Origin of the sequence: Aerosticca soli (assembly GCF_003967035.1) — a bacterium.
GTDB classification, from domain to species: Bacteria; Pseudomonadota; Gammaproteobacteria; order Xanthomonadales; family Rhodanobacteraceae; genus Aerosticca; species Aerosticca soli.
Genome location: NZ_AP018560.1, coordinates 1,734,904 through 1,753,284 on the forward strand (window position 1 = coordinate 1,734,904; position 18,381 = coordinate 1,753,284).

Genomic DNA, 18,381 nt, shown 5'->3' on the forward strand with positions numbered 1-18,381 from the left:
CGCTTCACACCGCGACGCCGCGCACGGCGATGCGCTGCAGCACCTGCCGCAGCGCGAGCGGCTTCAGCGGTTTGTAGAGCACCAGCGCGCCGCCGTCCTGCAGCCGCTGGCGCAAGTCCCCGTCGCGGTCGGCGGTGAGCAGGATGACCGGCACCTCGCCATGCCGGCGGCGCAGGGCGGCAAGCACGTCCAGCCCCGTCCGGCCGCCGTCGAGGTGGTAATCGAGCAGGTACAGATCCGGGGTCCATGGCACCGCGAGCGCCTGTCCGGCGTCGCGCGCGGCGTGCACCTGCCAGCCCCAGTCGGCGAGCAGGCCGCAGAGCGCGACGAGGGCCGCCGGCTCGTTGTCCAGCACCAGCGCCCGTCCCGCATGGACGGGCTCGGGCCGCACCACGGGCGGAGACGGCATCGCCAGGGCCCGGGCGCTGGCCACTTCGATGGCGAACACGCTGCCGCGCCCCGGCCAGGAGCGCAGCGTCAACGGATGGCCGAGCAACCGCGCCACCCGCTGCGCGATGGACAGGCCAAGCCCCAGTCCCTGCCCGCCGGCGGCACGACCGCGGCGGAACTCCTCGAAGATGAGCCGCCGTTCCTCCGCCGCGATGCCCGGGCCGGTGTCCCACACTTCGATCCGCACGGCGTCGCGCCGGCGACGCACGCCGAGCAGCACGCGACCGCGCTCGCTGTAGCGCAGGGCATTGGAGAGAAAGTTCTGCAGCACGCGGCGCAGCAGCTGCGGATCGGACTGCACCCAGAGGCGGGTGGCCACCACGTCGAGCCGAACGCCGCGGTCGCCGGCCAGCACGCGGAACTCGGCCGCCAGCGGTTCGAAGATCTCGGCCAGCGCAAAGGCACGGCGTTGCGGATGCAGCCGGCCGCCCTCGAGCCGGGCCATGTCGAGCAGGCCGGCGAGCAGCCCTTCGGTCGCCGTCAGCGCGCCGTTGAGATGGCGGACGGTCGTCGGCTCGGCGCCGTGCGCGGCCAGGCTGTGGGCGAACAGCTGCGCAGCATGCAGGGGTTGCATCAGGTCGTGACTGACCGCGGCGAGGAAGCGGCTCTTGGCCTCGTTGGCGCGTTGCGCGGCGGCGCTGGCCTCGGCCAGCGCGCGGGTGCGCTCGGCCACTCGCAGCTCGAGGGTTTCGTTGGCGGCCTTGAGCGCCTGCTCGGCCTGGCGGAAGGCGGTGACATCGGTGAAGGTGGCGACGAAACCGCCGCCGGGCATCGGGTTGCCGCGGATCTCGACGATGGTGCCGTCGGCAAGGCGGCGCTCGGAAAGATGCCGGGTGCCGGCGCGCATGTGGGCCAGTCGCCGCTCGACGCGGGCGTCGACTTCGCCGGGGCCGAGCAGGCCGCGGGCAATGATGCAGCGGGTCAGTTCGGCCACCGGCCGGCCGACCTGGAGCAGGCCCGGCGGATAGGCGAACAGATCGGCATAGCGCCGGTTCCAGGCCACCACGCGCAGCTGCGCGTCGACCACGCAGATGCCCTGGCTCATGTTCTCGAGCGCCGCCTCGAGCACGCGCTGGTTGAAGCGCAGGTCCTGCGCGGCCTCATCGACGATCGCCGCCACCGTGTCGAGCTGAGCGCGGCCCTGTTGCTGCACCACCTCGAGCAGCAGTCGGGCGGAAGCCGCGCCGATCACGGCGGCGAGCTCGTGCTCCACCGCGGCGACCTCGCCGGGCGCCGCCACGTCGCTGCCGGGTGACAGCGCAAGCAGATGATCCACCCGCTCGGCCGGCAGAAAACGCGCGGCCAGCGCGCGCAGCTCCGCACTGCCGATCGCCCCCACCCCGCCTTCGCGCCGCCGCCGGCCATAGCGCGAGCGCGCCACCAGCAGCATCACCGCCACGTTGCCGGTCAAACTGAGGGCGACCGCGCGGCCCAGCGGGCTCCACGATTCCAGCCCGAGAAAATCGGCGCGGACCAGCCAGATCGGCGGCGGTGCGTCATGGAGCGCCGGCCACAGGCCGGGCAGCAATGCGTAGAGCCAGATCAGTGTGCCGGCGAGCAACCCCGCCGCCACCGCGCGCGGGCCGATCTGCGGCCGGTACACCGCCACCAGCAGCGCCGGCGCGAGTCCGGCCAGGGCCGAAAACGAAAGGCCGCCGATGTCGGCCAGCGCATCGTTGCGGCCGAGCACGCGGCTGTACCACCAGGCGAGCAGGATCACCACCAGGATCACCAGCCGGCGCTGGTTCAGCACCGTGCCGCGCAGGTCGCCGCCGTCGGCGCGTCCCCAGCCGGCACGCACGCGCAGCGGGGAAATGAAATGGTTGGCCACCATCAGGCTGAGTGCGAGCGTGGCCACCACCACCATGCTGGTCGCCGCGCTCAAGCCGCCCAGGAAGGCAAGCAGCGCCAGGCCGTACTGCTCGCGTGCCATCGGCAGCGCCAGCACGTAGAGATCGGAAGGCACGCCGGCCGGGAACAGCCACGCATCGCCCAGCCGCGCCAGCGGCAGGATCGGCAGCGAGATCAGCAGCATGTAGGCCGGGAACAGCCAGCGGGCGGTGCGCACGTGGCGGCTGTCGCGGCACTCGACCATGCCGGCATGGAACTGGTGCGGCAGCGTGAACATCGACAGCGCGCCGAGCAGGATCAGTGCCGGGAAACCGCTGGCGTCGTGGGGCGTCGGCGGTACCGGCAAGGCGGCCGGCCGCGGCGCCAGCAGCAGGCTGCCGAGGGCGAGCATCGCGCCGAGCTTGAACAGCGACTCGAACGCCATCGCCAGCACCAGCCCGCGGTTGTGCGCCATCGCCGAGGCGCGCCGGGTGCCAAACAGCATCGCAAAGAGCGCCATCAGCAGGGCGACGTAGAGCGCGCTGTCCTGCCAGGGCGCAGCCTCGGTGAGCTGGCCGTGGCGCAGCATGGCAAAGCTCATCGCCACCGCCTTGAGCTGCAGCGCGATGTACGGAACCATGCCGATCACCACCACCGCGGTGGCGAGCGCGGCGAGTCCCGCATGGCGTCCGAGCCGCACCGCGATCAGATCGGCGAGCGAGCCGGCGTTGTATTCGCGGGCCAGTTCGGCCATCCGGCCCAATACCTCGACGGCGAGGAGGTACATCAGGATCGCGCCGACGAAGGTCGGTGGCAGCCACCAGCCCGAACGACTGGCCTGGGTCACCGTGCCGTAGAACGTCCACGAGGTGCAGTGGATCGCCAGCGAAAGCGCATAGACGATCGCCCAGCGCCGCTCGAACACGTGCGGACGGCGCTCACCGAAGACCGCGGCCCCGAACAGCAGTCCGAGCCAGCAGGCCGCCGCCAGGACGATGACGCCGGTGTTCAGCATGACCCGTCTCCGTCGCGCGGGCAGGCGTGCCCCTGGCGGGGGATCGCGGCGATGCTTGCGCAACGTCGCGGCGCCCGCATCCCGGCGCGGGAAGGCGTCCGTCCGGTCGCGGACGCCGCGACGGGGCTCAACGGGCGGCCGGCCCGCCGAGCGCTTGCAGGGCCGCGCGCAGCCAGCGCAATTGCACGCCCTGGCGCGTGTCGTAGTCGGCTCCCGAATAACCCCACCAGTCCCAGCATGCCTGCGGATTCAAGGGCGCCAGGCTGGCGCGCGTCTGCGGGTAGATTACCGCCACGTCGTAGGCATCGGCCCAGCGATTGAAGCCGGCATCGCGCACGAAGGCCTGGCCCACCGCGCCGGCGTTTTGCTTGCACCCGTGCAGGGCGACCAGCACGCCGCAGCGGGCGCCGGCGAGGCAGCTCGGCGGCAGGTAGACATAGCCCTCGTCGGCCAGATAGGCGTCCGCGCCGTCCGGGCGCAGCGCGTCCTGGTCGAACCGGCGCAACTCGCCGCGAGCCTGGGTGTCGGCCTCGTGCGGCGGCTTGCCGTAGAGCGCGGCGAAGATCGCGCCGGCGGCATCGAAACCGCAATGCCCGAGGAACGGCGGCACCGATTTTTCGCAATCCTCGCCGCGGCCCACGACCGGCAGGTTGTGCGCGAACGGTCGCTCGGCGTCCTCGCTCACGTGCAGGCCGGACAGCGCAGGCAGCTCCTGGCGCAGGGTGCGGTAGAACTCGGCCGCCGCATGCGCCACCGTCGGCGCCACCACGGTGTCGAGCCGGCCATGCAGCACGTAGACCCGGTCGCCGGCAAGCGCATCGAGCGGGCCGATGCGCCCTTGTGCCGAACGCGCCTTCGCCTCGTCCACCAGCTTGCGGACGTCCGGGGGCGGCTCGCCTTTCATGCAGCGGGTCAAGGCAATTTTCAGATCACCCTCGGCGCAGCCGTAAGGGCCGCCGGCCACCAGCGCGGCGGCGTGGAAGAGCTCCGGATAAGCCAGCTGTGCCTGCGTGGCCATGTAGGCGCCGGAGGACAGCCCCGCCACCGCCACACGCGAGGCATCGACCTTGAGTGACGGCAATGGCGGGGCTTCGCCGGCCGAGGCCAGGCCGCAGAGGAAAAGCAAACCCGGCGCGAGCGCGCGCAGGAAACGGGGCATGGTCATGAGGATGCGTGGATTTCGTTGGGCAGAATGGGACCGCCGCCGCGCCGCGGCCTGCCCCAAACGCGAGGCCGGCCGCGACGCGGGCGGTTTAGAAGTTGTAGCGGGCGCTGACGTACCAGTTGCGCGGCATGCCGTAGTAGGCGGTGCGGATGTTGCCCACGCTGGAGAACTCCTGGCCATCGGTCTTGTAGACCTTGTCGGTCAGGTTGCGCACGCCGGTACGGAATTGCCAGTGACCGTCGGCGGTGTCGTACACGGCGAACATGCCGACCAGGCTGTAGGCCTTTTGGCTGAGCGCATCGTAGTTGTCCACGCTGAGCCAGGTCTTGGTGCGGTAGGACCAGTCGGCGCCGACGGTGAACGCACTGCCATCGCCCAGGGTGAAGGTCTGCGTCGCCGCCAGCCGCGCGGTCCATTTCGGCGAGAACGGCACGTGGTCGTGCAGGTGCGGGTTGTACTGCGGGTCGGTCGGGTCCAGCCGGTGATCTTCGAAGCGGCCATAGCGGGCATCCAGATAGCCCACCTGCGCCGACAGCCGCGTGCCCTCGCCCACCAGCGCCGCGCCTTCGAACTCGAAGCCGTCCATGCGCAGCTTGGCCGCGTTGATCACCGGGAAGGCGAAGGTCGGGTTCATCGTGCCCGGATTCAGGACTTCCGATACCCGCGCCTGGAAATCCTTGTAGTCGCTGTGGAAGACGTCCATGTTGGCCTGCAAGCGGTTGTCCGCCGAACGCCATTTGAGGCCGAGCTCGTAAGTCCACACGTACTCGGGCGAGTACTCGGGATTCTTCGCCTCGTTGCGGTCGTTGGCGCGGCCGTTGAAGCCGCCGGACTTGTAGCCGCGGCTGGCCGACACGTAGACCATGGTCTGCGAATCGAGCTGCTTTTGCAGGCTCACCGTGGGCGTCCATGCGTGCCAGCGCTTGTTCTTGTCCAGCGCGACGGTTTCGTCGAGGGCCGTGAACGGCACGCCCCAGAAACTGCTGGTGGTGCGGTAGTAGCTTTTCTCATCGGTGCTGTAGCGCACGCCCGCCGCCAGCGTCCAGCTCGGCACGAACTCCCAGTTGAGATGGGCAAAGCCGGCGTAGCTCGCCGTGGAGAGATCATCGTCGATGGTGCGCAGGAAGGTGATCTTGTTGCGGGCGAGCGCGAACAAGTCGTCGTCGTAGGCCTCCTGGTGCGAGGGCACCATTTCGTGCATGTAGTAGAGCCCGTAGACGGCCTGCAGGTTGCTACCGTTGTCGTACTGCAGCTGCAGTTCCTGGCTGACCTGTTTCTGGTCGAAGGCGACCAGCGAATCGGCGATCTGGAACTGGGTGGCGTCGAAATCGAGATACGAATGGCTCTTGAGCTTGCGCAGCGCGCTGATGCTCTTCAGCGTCCACGCATCGTCGAGCTTCCAGCTCAGGTTGAGTCCGGCGCCGTAATGCCAAAGCTTCTGTCCGTCGCCCGGCGGCAACGAGGTGCGCGTGCGGTAGTTGTACTTTTTGTCCAGATTGGGGCGATAGAGCACCACCGGCCCATAGATGACGTCGGTCTGGATCAGCGGCGACACCGGCTGGCCCAGCGTCGCCTCGGTGTCCTGCTTGGTGTAGTCGAGGGTGAGCGTGCCGTCGAAGGTTTCCGAGGGGTGGTAGCGCAGCTTGGCGCGCACCGACTTGTTGTCCTCGTCGTTGTACTTGTGGTGCGTCACCGGGTCCTTGACGTAGCCGTCGGTGCGACGGATGCCGCCGGCGATCGACGCCGACCAGCCGTTGCCGCCCAGCGGGCCGCTGAAATAGAACTGGCCCTCGCGGCGGCCATAGTTGCCGAGCATCGCCTGCACCGACCCTTGCGGCGTCTCGGACGGATTGCGGGTGACGATCTTGATCGCGCCGCCCGGCGAGTTCTTGCCGTACAGCGTGCCTTGCGGCCCGCGCAGCACTTCCACGTGGTCGACGTCGAACAGGTCGAACAGCTGGCCCTGGATGCGCGAGTAGTAGACGTCGTCCACGTACATGCCCACGCCCGGATCGAAGGTCTGCAGCGCATCCGGCTGGCCGATGCCGCGGATGAACACGTTGACCGCCGAGGACGAGCCGCGGCCCTGCACGATATTGAGGTTGGGCACCGCGCCCTGCAGGCCGTCGACGGTGATCGCCTGCAGGTCGCGCAGGTCCTCCTCGCTGAAGGCACTGACCGCGACCGGCACCTTCTCTATCGATTCCTCGCGCCGACGCGCGGTGACCTGGATCGCCTCGAGTTCCTTGGTGTCGGCCGCGTGGGGCGTGCCGGGCTTGGAAGACGCGGCGTCCGGCGCGGTGTCCTGCGCCCGCAACGGCGCGGCACCGAGCACGCCGATGACCAGGCCGATGGCCAGACTGAGATGGGTGCGTTGCATGGATTTCCCCTTATATGTTCGTGTGTGACTCGCCGGATGCGGCTTGCATGACGCGACGGACCTGCGGCGCGGCCCCTGTCGATCGCGGGCTGCGCGGGCGTGGTCGCTGCCTGGGCTGCTCCAGCCCCCTTGGGATGCGCGATGCAGCTTAGGCAGCCCGCGCCGGCGCGGCAGCTGTACCTTCGTACAATGCAAGACGGGTCGAAGGCGCCGGATACTCGGCCATCACCGCCGTGCCGGCGGTGCCTCGAAGGGGAGGAAAAGGACCCATGGCGTTCCTGATCGTATTGGCGGCGCTGGCCTTCCTGATGCTGGCAGCCTATCGCGGCTACAGCGTCATCCTGTTCGCGCCGGTGGCGGCCCTGGGCGCCGTGCTGCTCACCGACCCGGCGCTGGTCGCGCCGATGTTCACCGGCCTGTTCATGGACAAGATGGTCGGCTTTCTCAAGCTGTACTTCCCCGTGTTCATGCTGGGCGCGGTGTTCGGCAAGCTGATCGAGCTCTCGGGGTTTTCCAGGGCCATCGTCGCCGGCACCATTGGCCTGCTTGGTCGCGGCCGCGCCATGCTTTCCATCGTGCTGGTCTGCGCGCTGCTCACCTACGGCGGCGTGTCGCTGTTCGTGGTGGTGTTCGCGGTGTACCCGTTCGCCGCCGAGCTGTTCCGCCAGTCGGGCATTCCCAAGCGGCTGATTCCGGGCGCCATCGCGCTCGGTGCGTTCAGCTTCACCATGGACGCGCTGCCGGGCACGCCGCAGATCCAGAACATCATCCCGACCGCTTATTTCGGCACCAACGCCTGGGCCGCGCCATGGCTCGGCACGCTGGGCGCGGTGTTCATCCTCGTCGCCGGGCTGGCTTATCTGGAATGGCGCCGGCGCCAGGCACTGGCCGCCCACGAAGGCTATGGCGAGACGCAGGACAACGAGCCGGCGACATCCGGCGGCGAGAAACTCGCCCACCCGCTGGTCGCGCTGCTGCCGCTGGTGCTGGTCGGCGTGTGCAACAAACTGTTCACCGACCTCATCCCGCGCTATTACGGCAGCACGCAGTCATTTCCCTCGAGCGTGGTCGGCAAGGCCACGCCGGTGGTGCAGGAGGTTTCCAAGGTGGCGGCGATCTGGGCGGTGGAAGGCGCCCTGCTGGTCGGCATCCTGTGCGTGCTCGTGTTCGCCTGGCGTCCGGTCACGCGGCGATTCGCCGAGGGCAGCAAGGCGGCGGTGAGCGGCGCGCTGCTGGCCTCGATGAACACCGCCTCCGAATACGGCTTCGGTGCGGTGATCGCCGCCCTGCCCGGCTTCAAGCTGATCGCCGACGCGCTGCACGCGATTCCCAATCCCCTGGTCAACGAGGCGGTGACGGTGACCGCGCTGGCCGGCATCACCGGCTCGGCTTCCGGCGGCATGGGCATCGCGCTGGCGGCGATGGCCGACACCTTCATCGCCAACGCGCACGCCGCCGGCATCCCGATGGAAGTGCTGCATCGCGTGGCGGCGATGGCCTCCGGCGGCATGGACACGCTGCCGCACAACGGCGCGGTGATCACCCTGCTGGCGGTGACCGGGCTCACCCACCGGCAGTCCTACCGCGACATCTTCGCCGTCACCGTGATCAAGACGCTGGCGGTCTTCGTGGTGATCGCCGTCTATTCGCTGACCGGCCTGGTGTAGCGCTCCGGCGACGCAGCGACGATGCTCCCGTGCGGCGTGGTTTTGCTGTTCGTCGCCACGGCAACCCAAACTTGGTGAGGGGAAACGGCATGTGCGTCAGGCAGTGCATCAGCGGATGGCTGGCCGTGCTCGTGCTGCTCGCAGCGACGGGCATGTCGCACGCCGCCTGCGTGAACACGGTCGTGCTGATCCATGGCAACACCGGCAGCCCCGGCGATTTTGCCAATACCACCGACCTCCTGCGCCAGCACGGCTACGCCAGCACGCAGATCATCGCGCCAGCCTGGGGCAACCCGCTGTGCGCGGCCTGCAACGATCATCAGGGCAGCGAGGAAACGCCTGTACGCGATGCCCTGAACAAGGCGCTCGGCAACTCGTGCAGCGGCCACATCGATGTCATCGGCCATTCGATGGGCGTGACCTTGGCGATGCGTGAGATCGACAAGCTCGGCGTTGCCAACCGGGTGGACCACTTCATCGGCATCGCGGGCGCCGTGCATGGCCTGTGGTCATGCGGCACCTATCCGTTCAACGTCGCCACGCTCACTTGCGGCGCCTACGGCCTGTCCGTCCACAGCCCATTGCTTGACGGCCTGGCCGGGCATCGCTTCGGCGTGCACATGTATTCGATCAAGTCATGGATCGACGAGATCAACTGCTATGGCGGCCCGTGTCTGGTCGATGGCGTGCACACCTCGAGCATCGGCGGCGAGGAGCGCAGCCTGGACTATCCGTACGGCCACTACGCATTGCTTTGGTACACCGCCCAGGATCAGTACAACCTGCTGCACACGCCATGAGGGAAACGAACGGCCTCAGCCGGCTTCGCGGCGCAGGCTGGAACGGCGCACCTTGAGCGTGACCGGCAGCAGCGTGCTCGCCACCGGCTCGCCGCGGATCAGCCGCAACAGGCTCTCGACCAGGATGCGTCCGGCCTGCTGGGTATCCTGCAGCACGCTGGTCAGCGGCGGATTGACGAAGCCGGCCAGGGCGATGTCGTCGAAGCCGGCCAGGGCGACGTCGGCGGGCACGCGCAGGCCATGCGCCCCCAGCGCGTGCAGGGCGCCGATCGCGATCAGGTCGCTGGCAGCGAATACCGCATCGAAGGCCACGCCGCGCGCCAGCAGCGTGGCGAGTGCCGCCTGGCCCGCGCTTTCGGTGCTCACCGCATCGACCTGCAGCGCCGGATCCACCGTGATGCCGGCCTGCTCCAGGGTTTCGGCATAACCTAAGTACCGGGCGAAGAATTCCGGGTAATGGCTGGAGGCGTCGCCCAGGAAGGCGATGCGCCGACACCCCTGGGCCAGCAGATGCTCGGTGACCAGGCGGCCGCCGGCATGGTTGTCGCAACCGATGGAAACGTCGCCCTGCCCCGGCAACACCGCGCCCCAGCGCACCGCGCGCGTGCCGCGTTCGGCCAGCCGCCGCAACTTGTCGCAATAAGAAAGATAGTCGCCATAACCGAGCAGGATGATGCCGTCGGCCTTGTGCGCCTCGGCATAGTCGGCATGCCAGTCGGGCGAGAACTGCTGGAAGGAAACCAGCAGGTCGTAGTCGTGCTGGGCGCAGGCCCGCGTGATCGCGCCCAGCATCGACAGGAAGAACGGATTGATGTGCGATTCGTCGGCGGTCGGATCCTCCGACAGCAGCAGGGCCAGCGTGCCGGCGTGCTTGCGGCGCAGGTTGGAAGCGTTCTTGTCGACCTTGTAGTTGAGTTCCGCCACCGCGCGCAGCACGCGCTGACGGGTTTCCTCGTTGACCTGTGAACTGCCGCGCAATGCGCGCGACACCGTGGATTGCGATACCCCGGCGCGGTGGGCGATATCGAACGAGGTGATGCGGCTGCGCTCGCGCATGGCGTCGGACTCAAGCTCCCTGGCAACTGCCGCGGCTCGATCTGCGCGGACTCAAGGCATTGTAGCCCTGCGTTCGCGCGCGCCATGCTGCGGCAGCAGCAGGCTCACCCGCAGGCCGCCGCCTTCGCGGTTGGCCAGCAGGATGCGACCGCCATGCGCCTCCACGATCTCGCGCGCCAGCGCCAGGCCCAGGCCGGTTCCCGTGCCGCTGCGCTTGGTCGAATAGAACGGCAGCAGCGCCTGCGCGAGCACCGTCTCGCCGCGCCCCACCCACAGCACCCGCTTGCGCTCCACATCGACCACCACGGTGGCGTAGCGATGGCCCTTCTGGATCGCGAACTCGTCCATGGCGATCCGGCGCACGCCCTCCAGATCCACCGGCCCCAGATCGCGCTCCAGTGCCCGCCAGTCGATGGCCTTGGCCGTCTTCCAGTCGATGCCATGCCAACGCGCCGCGTGCAGCACCGACGTCACTGCACACAGCCGGGCCACGCTGTCGGCCAGACGCCGCGTTACCCGCGCATGCGGATCCAGCCAGTCCAACTGTTCCAGCCGGGGCCCGCAGCCCTGGCAAGCCAGCCGAAGACGCGGCACGTGCAGCTCCACCGGCGCACCGAACACGGGCAACTCGCGAATGCGCCGCATCGTCCAGTCATGGATGGCCACGACCGCCTGCCCACAGCCCGTGCATTGCCGCTGCGCCCCCGGCGTCGGCTCCAACTCGATCACCAGCCAGCGCTGCTGCCTGCGCAGCTCATGACGCCACTTGCCAACTCGGTATCCCGTCCAGCCGCCCAGACGGGACATACAATCCTGCTCGGCCACGGCCGGCCCCAGTTTGTTGCCTAGAGAACAGCAAGTCTGACCCGTCGGCCGTGCGCCTCTCTCCACTCAGTTGGGAGAAGAACTAAAATTTAGACAGCCCTTGGGCGACTGCCCGGCTTCGATAGCAAGCCTCATGCCACCGTGGCCCATCGCGGCAATACCCGACTGGGTGGCCCATCCGGCACCGCTCGTCACTGTCCGCGGACACCCCACGCGGACAACACGGACAATCGCCTCAGCTCGGCAAGGACCGTTGCATCCACACGTGCTCGGCACGGGCCAGCTCGGCGGCCAGCCTGCCGCCGAGAGACGATACCCGCGCCGGCATACAGCCCAAGACGTCCAGGCCCGCCAGGCGGCGATGCGTGAAGGCGATCAGCCGCGCCGTCCGTGCACGCAGCTGCGTCATGGCGCGTGCGCCCTGCATGAAACGGCCTTGCATGCCGTCCCAGGCGCAGTAATCGGTATCCGGCAGCAGGTAGATGCGTGCGCGGATCGCGCCGGCATCATCCAGCGCATCGAGCCATTCGCGCGGCCCGACGGGCGTGATCATGCTGGCGGCCTGTAACGCCGCGGCGTGCGTCAAGGGCATGAGGTCGACGTCCTCGGCCAGCACGCCATGTCTTGCCCGCGGGCACCCCCGCATCCCGGCCAGGTAAAGCACCGGACCGAGCTGCGGCAGCCAGCGCAGGCATTGCCGGGGCGACCCCGCGATCGCGCGCAGGCTGGGCTGTGCGGGGCGCAGGCGGGCGCCGAATCCGGTCAACCAGGCCAAGGCTTTTCTCCGGCAGGTGGCTCGATGTCCGCGCAAGCGCGCAGCGCTTCGGGACGGTCGCCTCAGATAATAATAATTCTCATTTGAAGGTCAAGCCACCGGCCGTGGATTTCCTCAGGTCACCGCCTGCTCCACCCGCTCCTTGAGTGAGCGATCAAAGCGCGGCAGCAAATCCAGGGCGCCGAGATTGTGTTCCAGTTGCTCGCGCCGGCTCGCCCCGAGCAGCACCGTGGAGACGTGTGGATTGGTCAGGCACCAGGCGAGCGCGAGCTGTGCCGAGGACACGCCGAGCTCCTGGGCGATGGGCCGCAGACGCCGCACCCTGGCGAGCCGCTCGTCGCCTTCACCCAGCACCTGGGCGCGCAACCATTCGTAGCCCGGCTGGGCGAGCCGGGAATCGGCCGGGATGCCCTCGTCGTACTTGCCGGACAGCAGCCCCGAGGCCAATGGCGACCAGACCGTGGTACCCATGCCGTAGGCGTCGTAGAGCAGCGCATATTCCTGCTCGACGCGTTCACGGTGCAGCAGGTTGTACTGCGGCTGCTCGGCGACGGGCGCGGCCATGTGCATGTCGCGCGCCACGCGATGCGCTTCGTGGATGGCGGTAGCCGGCCATTCGCTGGTGCCCCAGTACAGCACCTTGCCCTGGCGGACCAGCATGTCCATCGCCGCCACCGTTTCCGCGATCGGCGTGTCGGGGTCTGGGCGATGGCAGAAATAAAGATCCAGATGCTCGACACGCAGTCGCCGCAATGCCTGATGGCAGGCCTCGACCACGTGCTTGCGGGAAAGTCCGCGCTGGGTCGGTCGCGGCTGCTCCACGGCGCCGAAAAAGACCTTGCTGGAAACGCAAAATCCATCGCGCGGAAGGTGCAGGTCGGCCAGGGCCTCGCCCATCAGCTCCTCGGCGACGCCGTGGTTGTAGGTCTCGGCGTTGTCGAAGAAATTGATGCCGCGGTCGTAGGCCAGCGCAAGCAGTTCGCGCGCCTCGGTACGGCCGACCTGGCGCCCGAAGGTGACCCAGGCGCCGAGGGAAAAAGCGGAAAGCTGCAGTCCGGTACTGCCGAGTCGACGGTATTGCATGCCGGTCTCCTGTCTGGTGGTAATGGGTAGTCGTAGCACCCTGAAGTATCGCAAGGCCGCGACGCGTACAACGGTCGGCAGACCGCAACCTTCAGCTTTCGTCTTCGACGAACAGCACGCGACGGGTCATGCCGCAGGTGAGGTCATAGGCGATGGTGCCGGCGTGTGCGGCCACCCGTTCGGCGGGCAGTTCCGGCCCCCACAGCGTGACCGGATCGCCCACGCGCGCGGCCGGGGCGGGACGCAGGTCGAGCGTGATGAGATCCATCGACACCCGACCGATCAGCGGCACGCAGACATCCCCGACCAGGACGGGCGTGCCCGACCTGGCGCTGCGCGGATAGCCGTCACCGTAGCCGATCGCGGCGACGCCGACCGGCATGTCCTCGGGACATTGCCAGGTGCCGTTGTAGCCGATGCGCTCGCCGCGGCGGATGTGATTGATGGCAATGAGACGGGTACGCAAGGTCATCGCCGGCCGGAAGCCGAAATCGGCCCCGTTGCGGCCTTCCACCACCGAAAGCCCGTACAGCAGGCCACCCGTCCGCACCCAGTCGGCGTGCGCTTGCGGCCAGCCGACCACGGCAGCCGAATTGGCCAGCGAGCGCGGCCCCTCGAGTCCCGCCGTGGCCGCCTGGAAACGCGCGATCTGCGCCGCCGTCGCCTCACCGGCAAAATGTTCGGATTCGGCAAAATGCGTCATCAAGCCGATTTCCGGATCGATGCCGGGCATGGCGCGCAGGCGCGCGTGGATCGCCGGGACGCGCTCGGGCGCAAAGCCCAGCCGGTGCATGCCGCTGTCGATCTTGAGCCAGACCCGCAGGCGTCCGCGCGCGGCCTGTGCCTCGGCAAGCCACGGCAGCTGCGCCTCGTGATGGATCGCCGCCTCCAGCCCGAGACGCTGCATCTCGGCGATGTCGGCCGGCTGATCGAGCCCGGAAAGCACGACGATGCGCTGGCGGTGCCCCGCGGCCCGCAGGCGCAGACCGTCACCGAGCGCGGCAACCGCGAAGGCCTCGGCATCGGCATCCAGCGCGCGAGCCACGCGTTCCAGGCCATGGCCATAGGCGTCGGCCTTGACCACGGCCATCACCCGCGCCGGAGCCGCCCATGCCTTGAGTCTTGCCAGGTTGTGTCGCAGGGCCCCCAGATGGATGGTGGCCACGGTCGTACGGCTCATGGGCAGATTGCGATGTTCAGCGGAACAGCCTGCCATCTTACGCGCCGTGCGCCGCCGGACGCGTAGCGCCCAAGTGCTCCTGGCGGCACCTGCAGGAGAGGTCGAAATGGCGATGCTCGAATGGTGGACTGGTTCCCCAAGCGGCCGCTGGGGCCCATCGGTCACATGCCACCCGCCGAGGCCGCCTACTATCAACAACCCCGGGAACTCGCCATGGCGACGTGACTCACGCGCCGAGCGCATGTCAGATTGACCAACCGACGTGACCCAAGCGCCCTTGCCATAGACCACAAAAAACCCCTGTGAAAACAGGGGTTTTGAGTATCTGGCGGAGAGAGAGGGATTCGAACCCTCGATAAGGCTTTTGACCCTATACTCCCTTAGCAGGGGAGCCCCTTCGGCCTCTCGGGCATCTCTCCGTTTGAGGACTCGCGCAATGCGAGCCGGAAAGCATACCGACCCGCATCACCTCAAGTAAAGTCCGACGCGTCCTTAGTGATCGTTTTCATCCGGCGCCGCGGCGCCGGTCTCGTGCTCGCCCTTGATGCGCTGGTAGATCTCTTCGCGATGCACGGCCACGTTTTTGGGCGCATTGATGCCAATGCGGACCTGATTGCCTTTCACTCCGAGAACGGTGACCGTCACCTCGTCACCGATCATCAGGGTTTCACCGACCCTGCGGGTCAGAATCAACATGTTTGATCTCCATGATGCTAGTAGGTCTCAAGGCCTACCTGGCGGCAGCTCACCCCGGTACCACCACCAGACGATTCGACGAATGCCCGTCAATGCCTCGACGCCTTCCCCCGGCGTGCAGCCCGGCATTGCCGGACTGGTGCGATTGCCGGATCCGGCAATACGACAACCATCGGATACTAGCCGAGCACGAACGGGACACGCAATGCGTTTGGACACCCAATCGTCCGTGACCTTTGGCACTTAAAGCACTGGCTCAGGCAGCGGCACTCGTCCGCGTGGCCACCCACGCGGGGAGTTCGGAGAGCAGCCTCGCCAGATGCGGCGCATCCTCGCCGCCCCCCTGGGCGAGATCGGCACGACCGCCGCCCTTGCCGCCGATCTGCCGTGCGATGTGGGCCACCACCTCACCCGCCTTGATCCGGCCGAGTGCGGCGCCGGAGACACCGGCCACCAAGGCCACCTTGCCTTCCTGCGCGCCGGCCAGCAGCACCACCACATCACCGAGTTTCTGCTTGAGCAGGTCGACGCCCTCGCGCAGCGCCTTGGCGTCGAAGCCTTCCAGCCGTGCGGCTACCACATGGATGTCGCCGACCTTGCGGGCGGCGTCGACCAACGCCTCGATCTCGCCGCTTGCGGCCTTGGCGCGCAGTGATTCGAGCTCGCGCTCGAGCTTCTTCTGCCGCTCGAGCAATTGCCGCGCCCGGTCCACCAGATCGTCACCGCCGGCAGCGAGCAGGCGCGCCAGCTCGGCAAGTCGCCGCTCCTCCTCGGCAACGAAATCGAGCGCGGCGGCGCCGGTCACCGCTTCGATACGCCGCACACCGGCGGCCACGCCCGATTCGGCCACGATCTTGAACAGGCCGATATCACCGGTGCGCCGCACGTGCGTACCGCCACAGAGCTCGGTGGAAAACTCGCCCATGCGCAGCACGCGCACTTCGTCGCCGTATTTCTCGCCGAACAACGCCATGGCGCCGCTGGCGATGGCTTCGTCATACGGCATGTGGCGCATCTCCACCTCGGCGTTGCGTCGTATTTCGGCGTTGACCCGAGCCTCGACCTCGAGCAGCTCCTCGCGCGTCAAGGGACGCGGGTGGGAGAAATCAAAACGCAGGCGATCGGGTGCAACCAGCGAACCCTTCTGGCTCACATGCCCACCCAGCACCTGGCGCAGCGCCGCATGCAACAGATGTGTGGCCGAATGGTTGAGCGCGATGGCCTGACGCCGTGCCTCGTCGACATGTGCTTCGACCACGTCGCCGACCCGCAAGGGGCGCGCGCCATGCCAGCGTCCTGCATGGGCAAAGAACACGCCGCCGAGTTTGAAGGTATCCCCCACCTTGAGGAGGCCATGCTCGGCAATCAGCACCCCCGTGTCGCCGACCTGGCCGCCGGACTCGGCATAGAAGGGCGTGCGGTCGAGGATCACCAGTGCGTCCTCGCCGTCCGCGAGCGCATCGCGTGCGCGACCTTCATGGATGATGCCCAGGATTTTGCAATCCTTCGCCTGCAGCGCCTCGTAACCCAGAAAGGTCGTCGGCAGGAGTCTGGCCGCCAGCTCGGCCGGCATTTGCCCTCTGGCTTCGAAGCGGCTGGCCGCGCGCGCGCGTTCGCGCTGTTCGTTCATCGCCTGCTCGAAGCCGGCCATGTCCACGGCAAGGCCGCGTTCGCGCGCGATATCGGCGGTGAGATCGACCGGAAAGCCGTAAGTGTCGTACAGGCGGAACACGTCGGCGCCGGGGATGACTCTGCCCGCCCGCGCGGCCACCTCGTCGAACACGCGCATGCCGTGTTCGAGCGTTTCGCCGAAACGTTGCTCCTCGGCGCGCAGAGCCTCCTCGACCTGCGGCTGCCGGGCGATGAGCTCGGGGTAGGCCTCGCCCATCTCGGCGACCAGCGGCGCCACCATCTTCCAGAAGAATTCGCCGCGCACGCCGAGCATCCAACCATGCCGCAGCGCGCGGCGGATGATCCGACGCAGCACGTAGCCGCGACCTTCGTTGGAAGGCAGCACGCCGTCGACGATCAGGAATGCGCTGGCACGGATGTGGTCGGCGATCACACGCAGCGACTTGTTTTCGCGATCGGCGACGCCGGTAAGCGCGGCGGCGGCGTCGATCAGGTGCCGGAACAGATCGATCTCGTAGTTCGAATGCACGCCCTGCAGCACCGCGGCGAGCCGCTCCAGCCCCATGCCGGTGTCCACGCACGGCGCCGGCAGCGGCGAGAGCGCGCCGTCCGGCGCGCGGTCGAACTGCATGAACACCAGGTTCCAGATCTCGATGTAGCGGTCGCCGTCCTCGTCGGGCGAACCGGGCGGCCCACCGGCCACTGCCGGGCCATGGTCGTAGAAGATCTCGGTGCATGGCCCGCACGGACCGGTATCGGCCATCTGCCAGAAATTGTCCGAGGCGTACGGCGCGCCCTTGTTGTCGCCGATGCGCACGATGCGCGCGGCCGGCACGCCGACTTCGTCGTGCCAGATGCGGTAAGCCTCGTCGTCGGTGTGATAGACGGTCACCCACAAGCGCTCGGCCGGCAGCTTGAACACCTCGGTGAGCAGCTCCCACGCCCAGACGATCGCCTCACGCTTGAAGTAGTCGCCGAACGACCAGTTGCCCAGCATCTCGAAGAAGGTGTGATGGCGCGCGGTGTAACCCACCGAATCGAGGTCGTTGTGTTTGCCGCCGGCGCGCAGGCAGCGCTGTACGTCCGCCACGCGCGACCAAGGCAGTTTTTCGCTGCCGAGGAAAACGTTCTTGAACGGCACCATGCCCGAGTTGGTGAAGAGCAGGGTCGGATCGTTGGCCGGAACGAGCGAGGCCGAGGGCACGATGGTGTGGCCCTTGGCACGGAAGAAATCGAGGAACGCGGAGCGGATGTCGGCGGTTTTCATGCGTCGTGGCTGGCAAACGAAGGAGGCACGCCGAACGACGCCGGTGAGGATGCTTCGGGCGGCACGCCCCCTCAAGCATCCGTATCGGCGTCGTCCACGTCGGCGTGGGTGACCTGTCGTACTGTGGCGGCGGCAAAGCCGCGACGCAAGAGGAACTGCGCCCGGCGGGCGCGCTCCGCCGCATCGGGGGCTGCGGCAGCGCCGAAGCGGCGTCTGAGCTGACCGGCCGCCAGAACGTTCCAGTCGATATCGGCATCATCCAGCAAGGCGCGGATGCGGGCCTCCGGCAAACCGTGCCCCTTGAGCTCCAGGCGCAGGCGCAACGGCCCGTAACCCTGCGACGCGCGATGGCGAATCAGCGTCGCGGCGAAGCGCTCGTCGTCCTGATGGCGCCGCTCACCGAGCCGCCTCAACGCATCGAGCGTCTCGGCGCTCGAAAAACCCTTACGTTTGAGTTTGGCGCCCAGTTCCCGCTGCGAATGCTCGCGACGGGCAAGCAGCGCGATGGCCGTTTCGTAGGCATCGACACGCGGTTTGTCGTCGCGGCCCGGCACGGCGCG

At 68.1% G+C, this 18,381-nt stretch carries 12 protein-coding genes, 1 tRNA gene and 2 pseudogenes; 2 read left to right on the forward strand and 13 right to left on the reverse strand.

Features of this window, described 5'->3' with window-relative positions:
• Nucleotides 1–4 precede the first annotated feature (4 nt).
• The 3 genes from ALSL_RS08145 to ALSL_RS08155 form a co-directional block, all read right to left on the reverse strand.
• Nucleotides 5–3,295 carry a hybrid sensor histidine kinase/response regulator gene (locus ALSL_RS08145; RefSeq protein ID WP_126538141.1) on the reverse strand — a complete coding sequence of 1,097 codons (3,291 nt, stop codon included), beginning with the start codon at nucleotides 3,293–3,295 and terminating at the stop codon, nucleotides 5–7.
• A 127-nt stretch (nucleotides 3,296–3,422) separates the two neighbouring features.
• Nucleotides 3,423–4,460: an extracellular catalytic domain type 2 short-chain-length polyhydroxyalkanoate depolymerase gene (locus tag ALSL_RS08150; protein ID WP_126538143.1), complete on the reverse strand. Its 1,038-nt coding sequence runs from the start codon at nucleotides 4,458–4,460 to the stop codon at nucleotides 3,423–3,425.
• Between the two features lie 88 nt (nucleotides 4,461–4,548).
• Entirely contained in the window at nucleotides 4,549–6,840 is a 2,292-nt protein-coding gene (locus tag ALSL_RS08155; RefSeq protein WP_126538145.1) for a TonB-dependent receptor, read from the reverse strand.
• 269 nt (nucleotides 6,841–7,109) lie between these two features.
• Between ALSL_RS08155 and ALSL_RS08160 the strand changes: the two genes are divergently transcribed.
• Nucleotides 7,110–8,507, forward strand: a complete 1,398-nt coding sequence (locus ALSL_RS08160) for a GntP family permease (protein ID WP_126538147.1) — start codon at nucleotides 7,110–7,112, stop codon at nucleotides 8,505–8,507.
• A gap of 89 nt (nucleotides 8,508–8,596) precedes the next feature.
• Nucleotides 8,597–9,307, forward strand: a complete 711-nt coding sequence (locus ALSL_RS08165) for an alpha/beta hydrolase family protein (protein WP_126538149.1) — start codon at nucleotides 8,597–8,599, stop codon at nucleotides 9,305–9,307.
• Between the two features lie 15 nt (nucleotides 9,308–9,322).
• Here the strand turns inward: ALSL_RS08165 and ALSL_RS08170 are convergent, their stop codons facing one another.
• The 10 genes and pseudogenes from ALSL_RS08170 to ALSL_RS08210 all read right to left on the reverse strand — a co-directional run bounded on the left by ALSL_RS08170 (nucleotide 9,323) and on the right by ALSL_RS08210 (nucleotide 18,375).
• On the reverse strand, nucleotides 9,323–10,363 hold the full coding sequence (locus ALSL_RS08170) for a LacI family DNA-binding transcriptional regulator (protein ID WP_126538151.1): 1,041 nt from the start codon (nucleotides 10,361–10,363) through the stop codon (nucleotides 9,323–9,325).
• A gap of 51 nt (nucleotides 10,364–10,414) precedes the next feature.
• Nucleotides 10,415–10,630, reverse strand: a pseudogene (locus ALSL_RS13735) (ATP-binding protein); the annotation flags it as partial.
• A 204-nt stretch (nucleotides 10,631–10,834) separates the two neighbouring features.
• A pseudogene (locus ALSL_RS13835) lies at nucleotides 10,835–11,170 on the reverse strand (transposase family protein); the annotation flags it as partial.
• A gap of 253 nt (nucleotides 11,171–11,423) precedes the next feature.
• Nucleotides 11,424–11,963, reverse strand: coding sequence for a hypothetical protein (locus ALSL_RS08180; RefSeq protein WP_126538155.1), 540 nt, complete (start codon nucleotides 11,961–11,963; stop codon nucleotides 11,424–11,426).
• A 114-nt stretch (nucleotides 11,964–12,077) separates the two neighbouring features.
• Nucleotides 12,078–13,046, reverse strand: a complete 969-nt coding sequence (locus ALSL_RS08185) for a potassium channel beta subunit family protein (RefSeq protein ID WP_126538157.1) — start codon at nucleotides 13,044–13,046, stop codon at nucleotides 12,078–12,080.
• 91 nt (nucleotides 13,047–13,137) lie between these two features.
• Nucleotides 13,138–14,226 carry an alanine racemase gene (alr, locus tag ALSL_RS08190; protein WP_126538159.1) on the reverse strand — a complete coding sequence of 363 codons (1,089 nt, stop codon included), beginning with the start codon at nucleotides 14,224–14,226 and terminating at the stop codon, nucleotides 13,138–13,140.
• A 326-nt stretch (nucleotides 14,227–14,552) separates the two neighbouring features.
• Nucleotides 14,553–14,645, reverse strand: a tRNA-Ser gene (locus ALSL_RS08195).
• Between the two features lie 73 nt (nucleotides 14,646–14,718).
• A complete protein-coding gene (csrA, locus tag ALSL_RS08200) occupies nucleotides 14,719–14,922 on the reverse strand; it encodes a carbon storage regulator CsrA (RefSeq protein WP_126538161.1) in 204 nt (67 codons plus the stop codon).
• Between the two features lie 256 nt (nucleotides 14,923–15,178).
• A complete protein-coding gene (gene alaS / locus ALSL_RS08205; RefSeq protein ID WP_126538163.1) occupies nucleotides 15,179–17,821 on the reverse strand; it encodes an alanine--tRNA ligase in 2,643 nt (880 codons plus the stop codon).
• 71 nt (nucleotides 17,822–17,892) lie between these two features.
• The gene (locus tag ALSL_RS08210; protein WP_126538165.1) at nucleotides 17,893–18,375 is read right to left on the reverse strand and encodes a regulatory protein RecX; all 483 of its coding nucleotides are present in this window, start codon (nucleotides 18,373–18,375) and stop codon (nucleotides 17,893–17,895) included.
• Nucleotides 18,376–18,381: the final 6 nt, after the last annotated feature.

Excerpts from the sequence above, each read along its gene's own strand:
- ALSL_RS08145 (WP_126538141.1), bottom strand. The coding sequence starts at position 3,295 with ATGCTGAACACCGGCGTCATCGTCCTGGCGGCGGCCTGCTGGCTCGGA.
- ALSL_RS08150 (WP_126538143.1), bottom strand. The coding sequence starts at position 4,460 with ATGACCATGCCCCGTTTCCTGCGCGCGCTCGCGCCGGGTTTGCTTTTC.
- ALSL_RS08155 (WP_126538145.1), bottom strand. The coding sequence starts at position 6,840 with ATGCAACGCACCCATCTCAGTCTGGCCATCGGCCTGGTCATCGGCGTG.
- ALSL_RS08160 (WP_126538147.1), top strand. The coding sequence starts at position 7,110 with ATGGCGTTCCTGATCGTATTGGCGGCGCTGGCCTTCCTGATGCTGGCA.
- ALSL_RS08165 (WP_126538149.1), top strand. The coding sequence starts at position 8,597 with ATGTGCGTCAGGCAGTGCATCAGCGGATGGCTGGCCGTGCTCGTGCTG.
- ALSL_RS08170 (WP_126538151.1), bottom strand. The coding sequence starts at position 10,363 with ATGCGCGAGCGCAGCCGCATCACCTCGTTCGATATCGCCCACCGCGCC.
- ALSL_RS08185 (WP_126538157.1), bottom strand. The coding sequence starts at position 13,046 with ATGCAATACCGTCGACTCGGCAGTACCGGACTGCAGCTTTCCGCTTTT.
- alr (WP_126538159.1), bottom strand. The coding sequence starts at position 14,226 with ATGAGCCGTACGACCGTGGCCACCATCCATCTGGGGGCCCTGCGACAC.
- csrA (WP_126538161.1), bottom strand. The coding sequence starts at position 14,922 with ATGTTGATTCTGACCCGCAGGGTCGGTGAAACCCTGATGATCGGTGAC.
- alaS (WP_126538163.1), bottom strand. The coding sequence starts at position 17,821 with ATGAAAACCGCCGACATCCGCTCCGCGTTCCTCGATTTCTTCCGTGCC.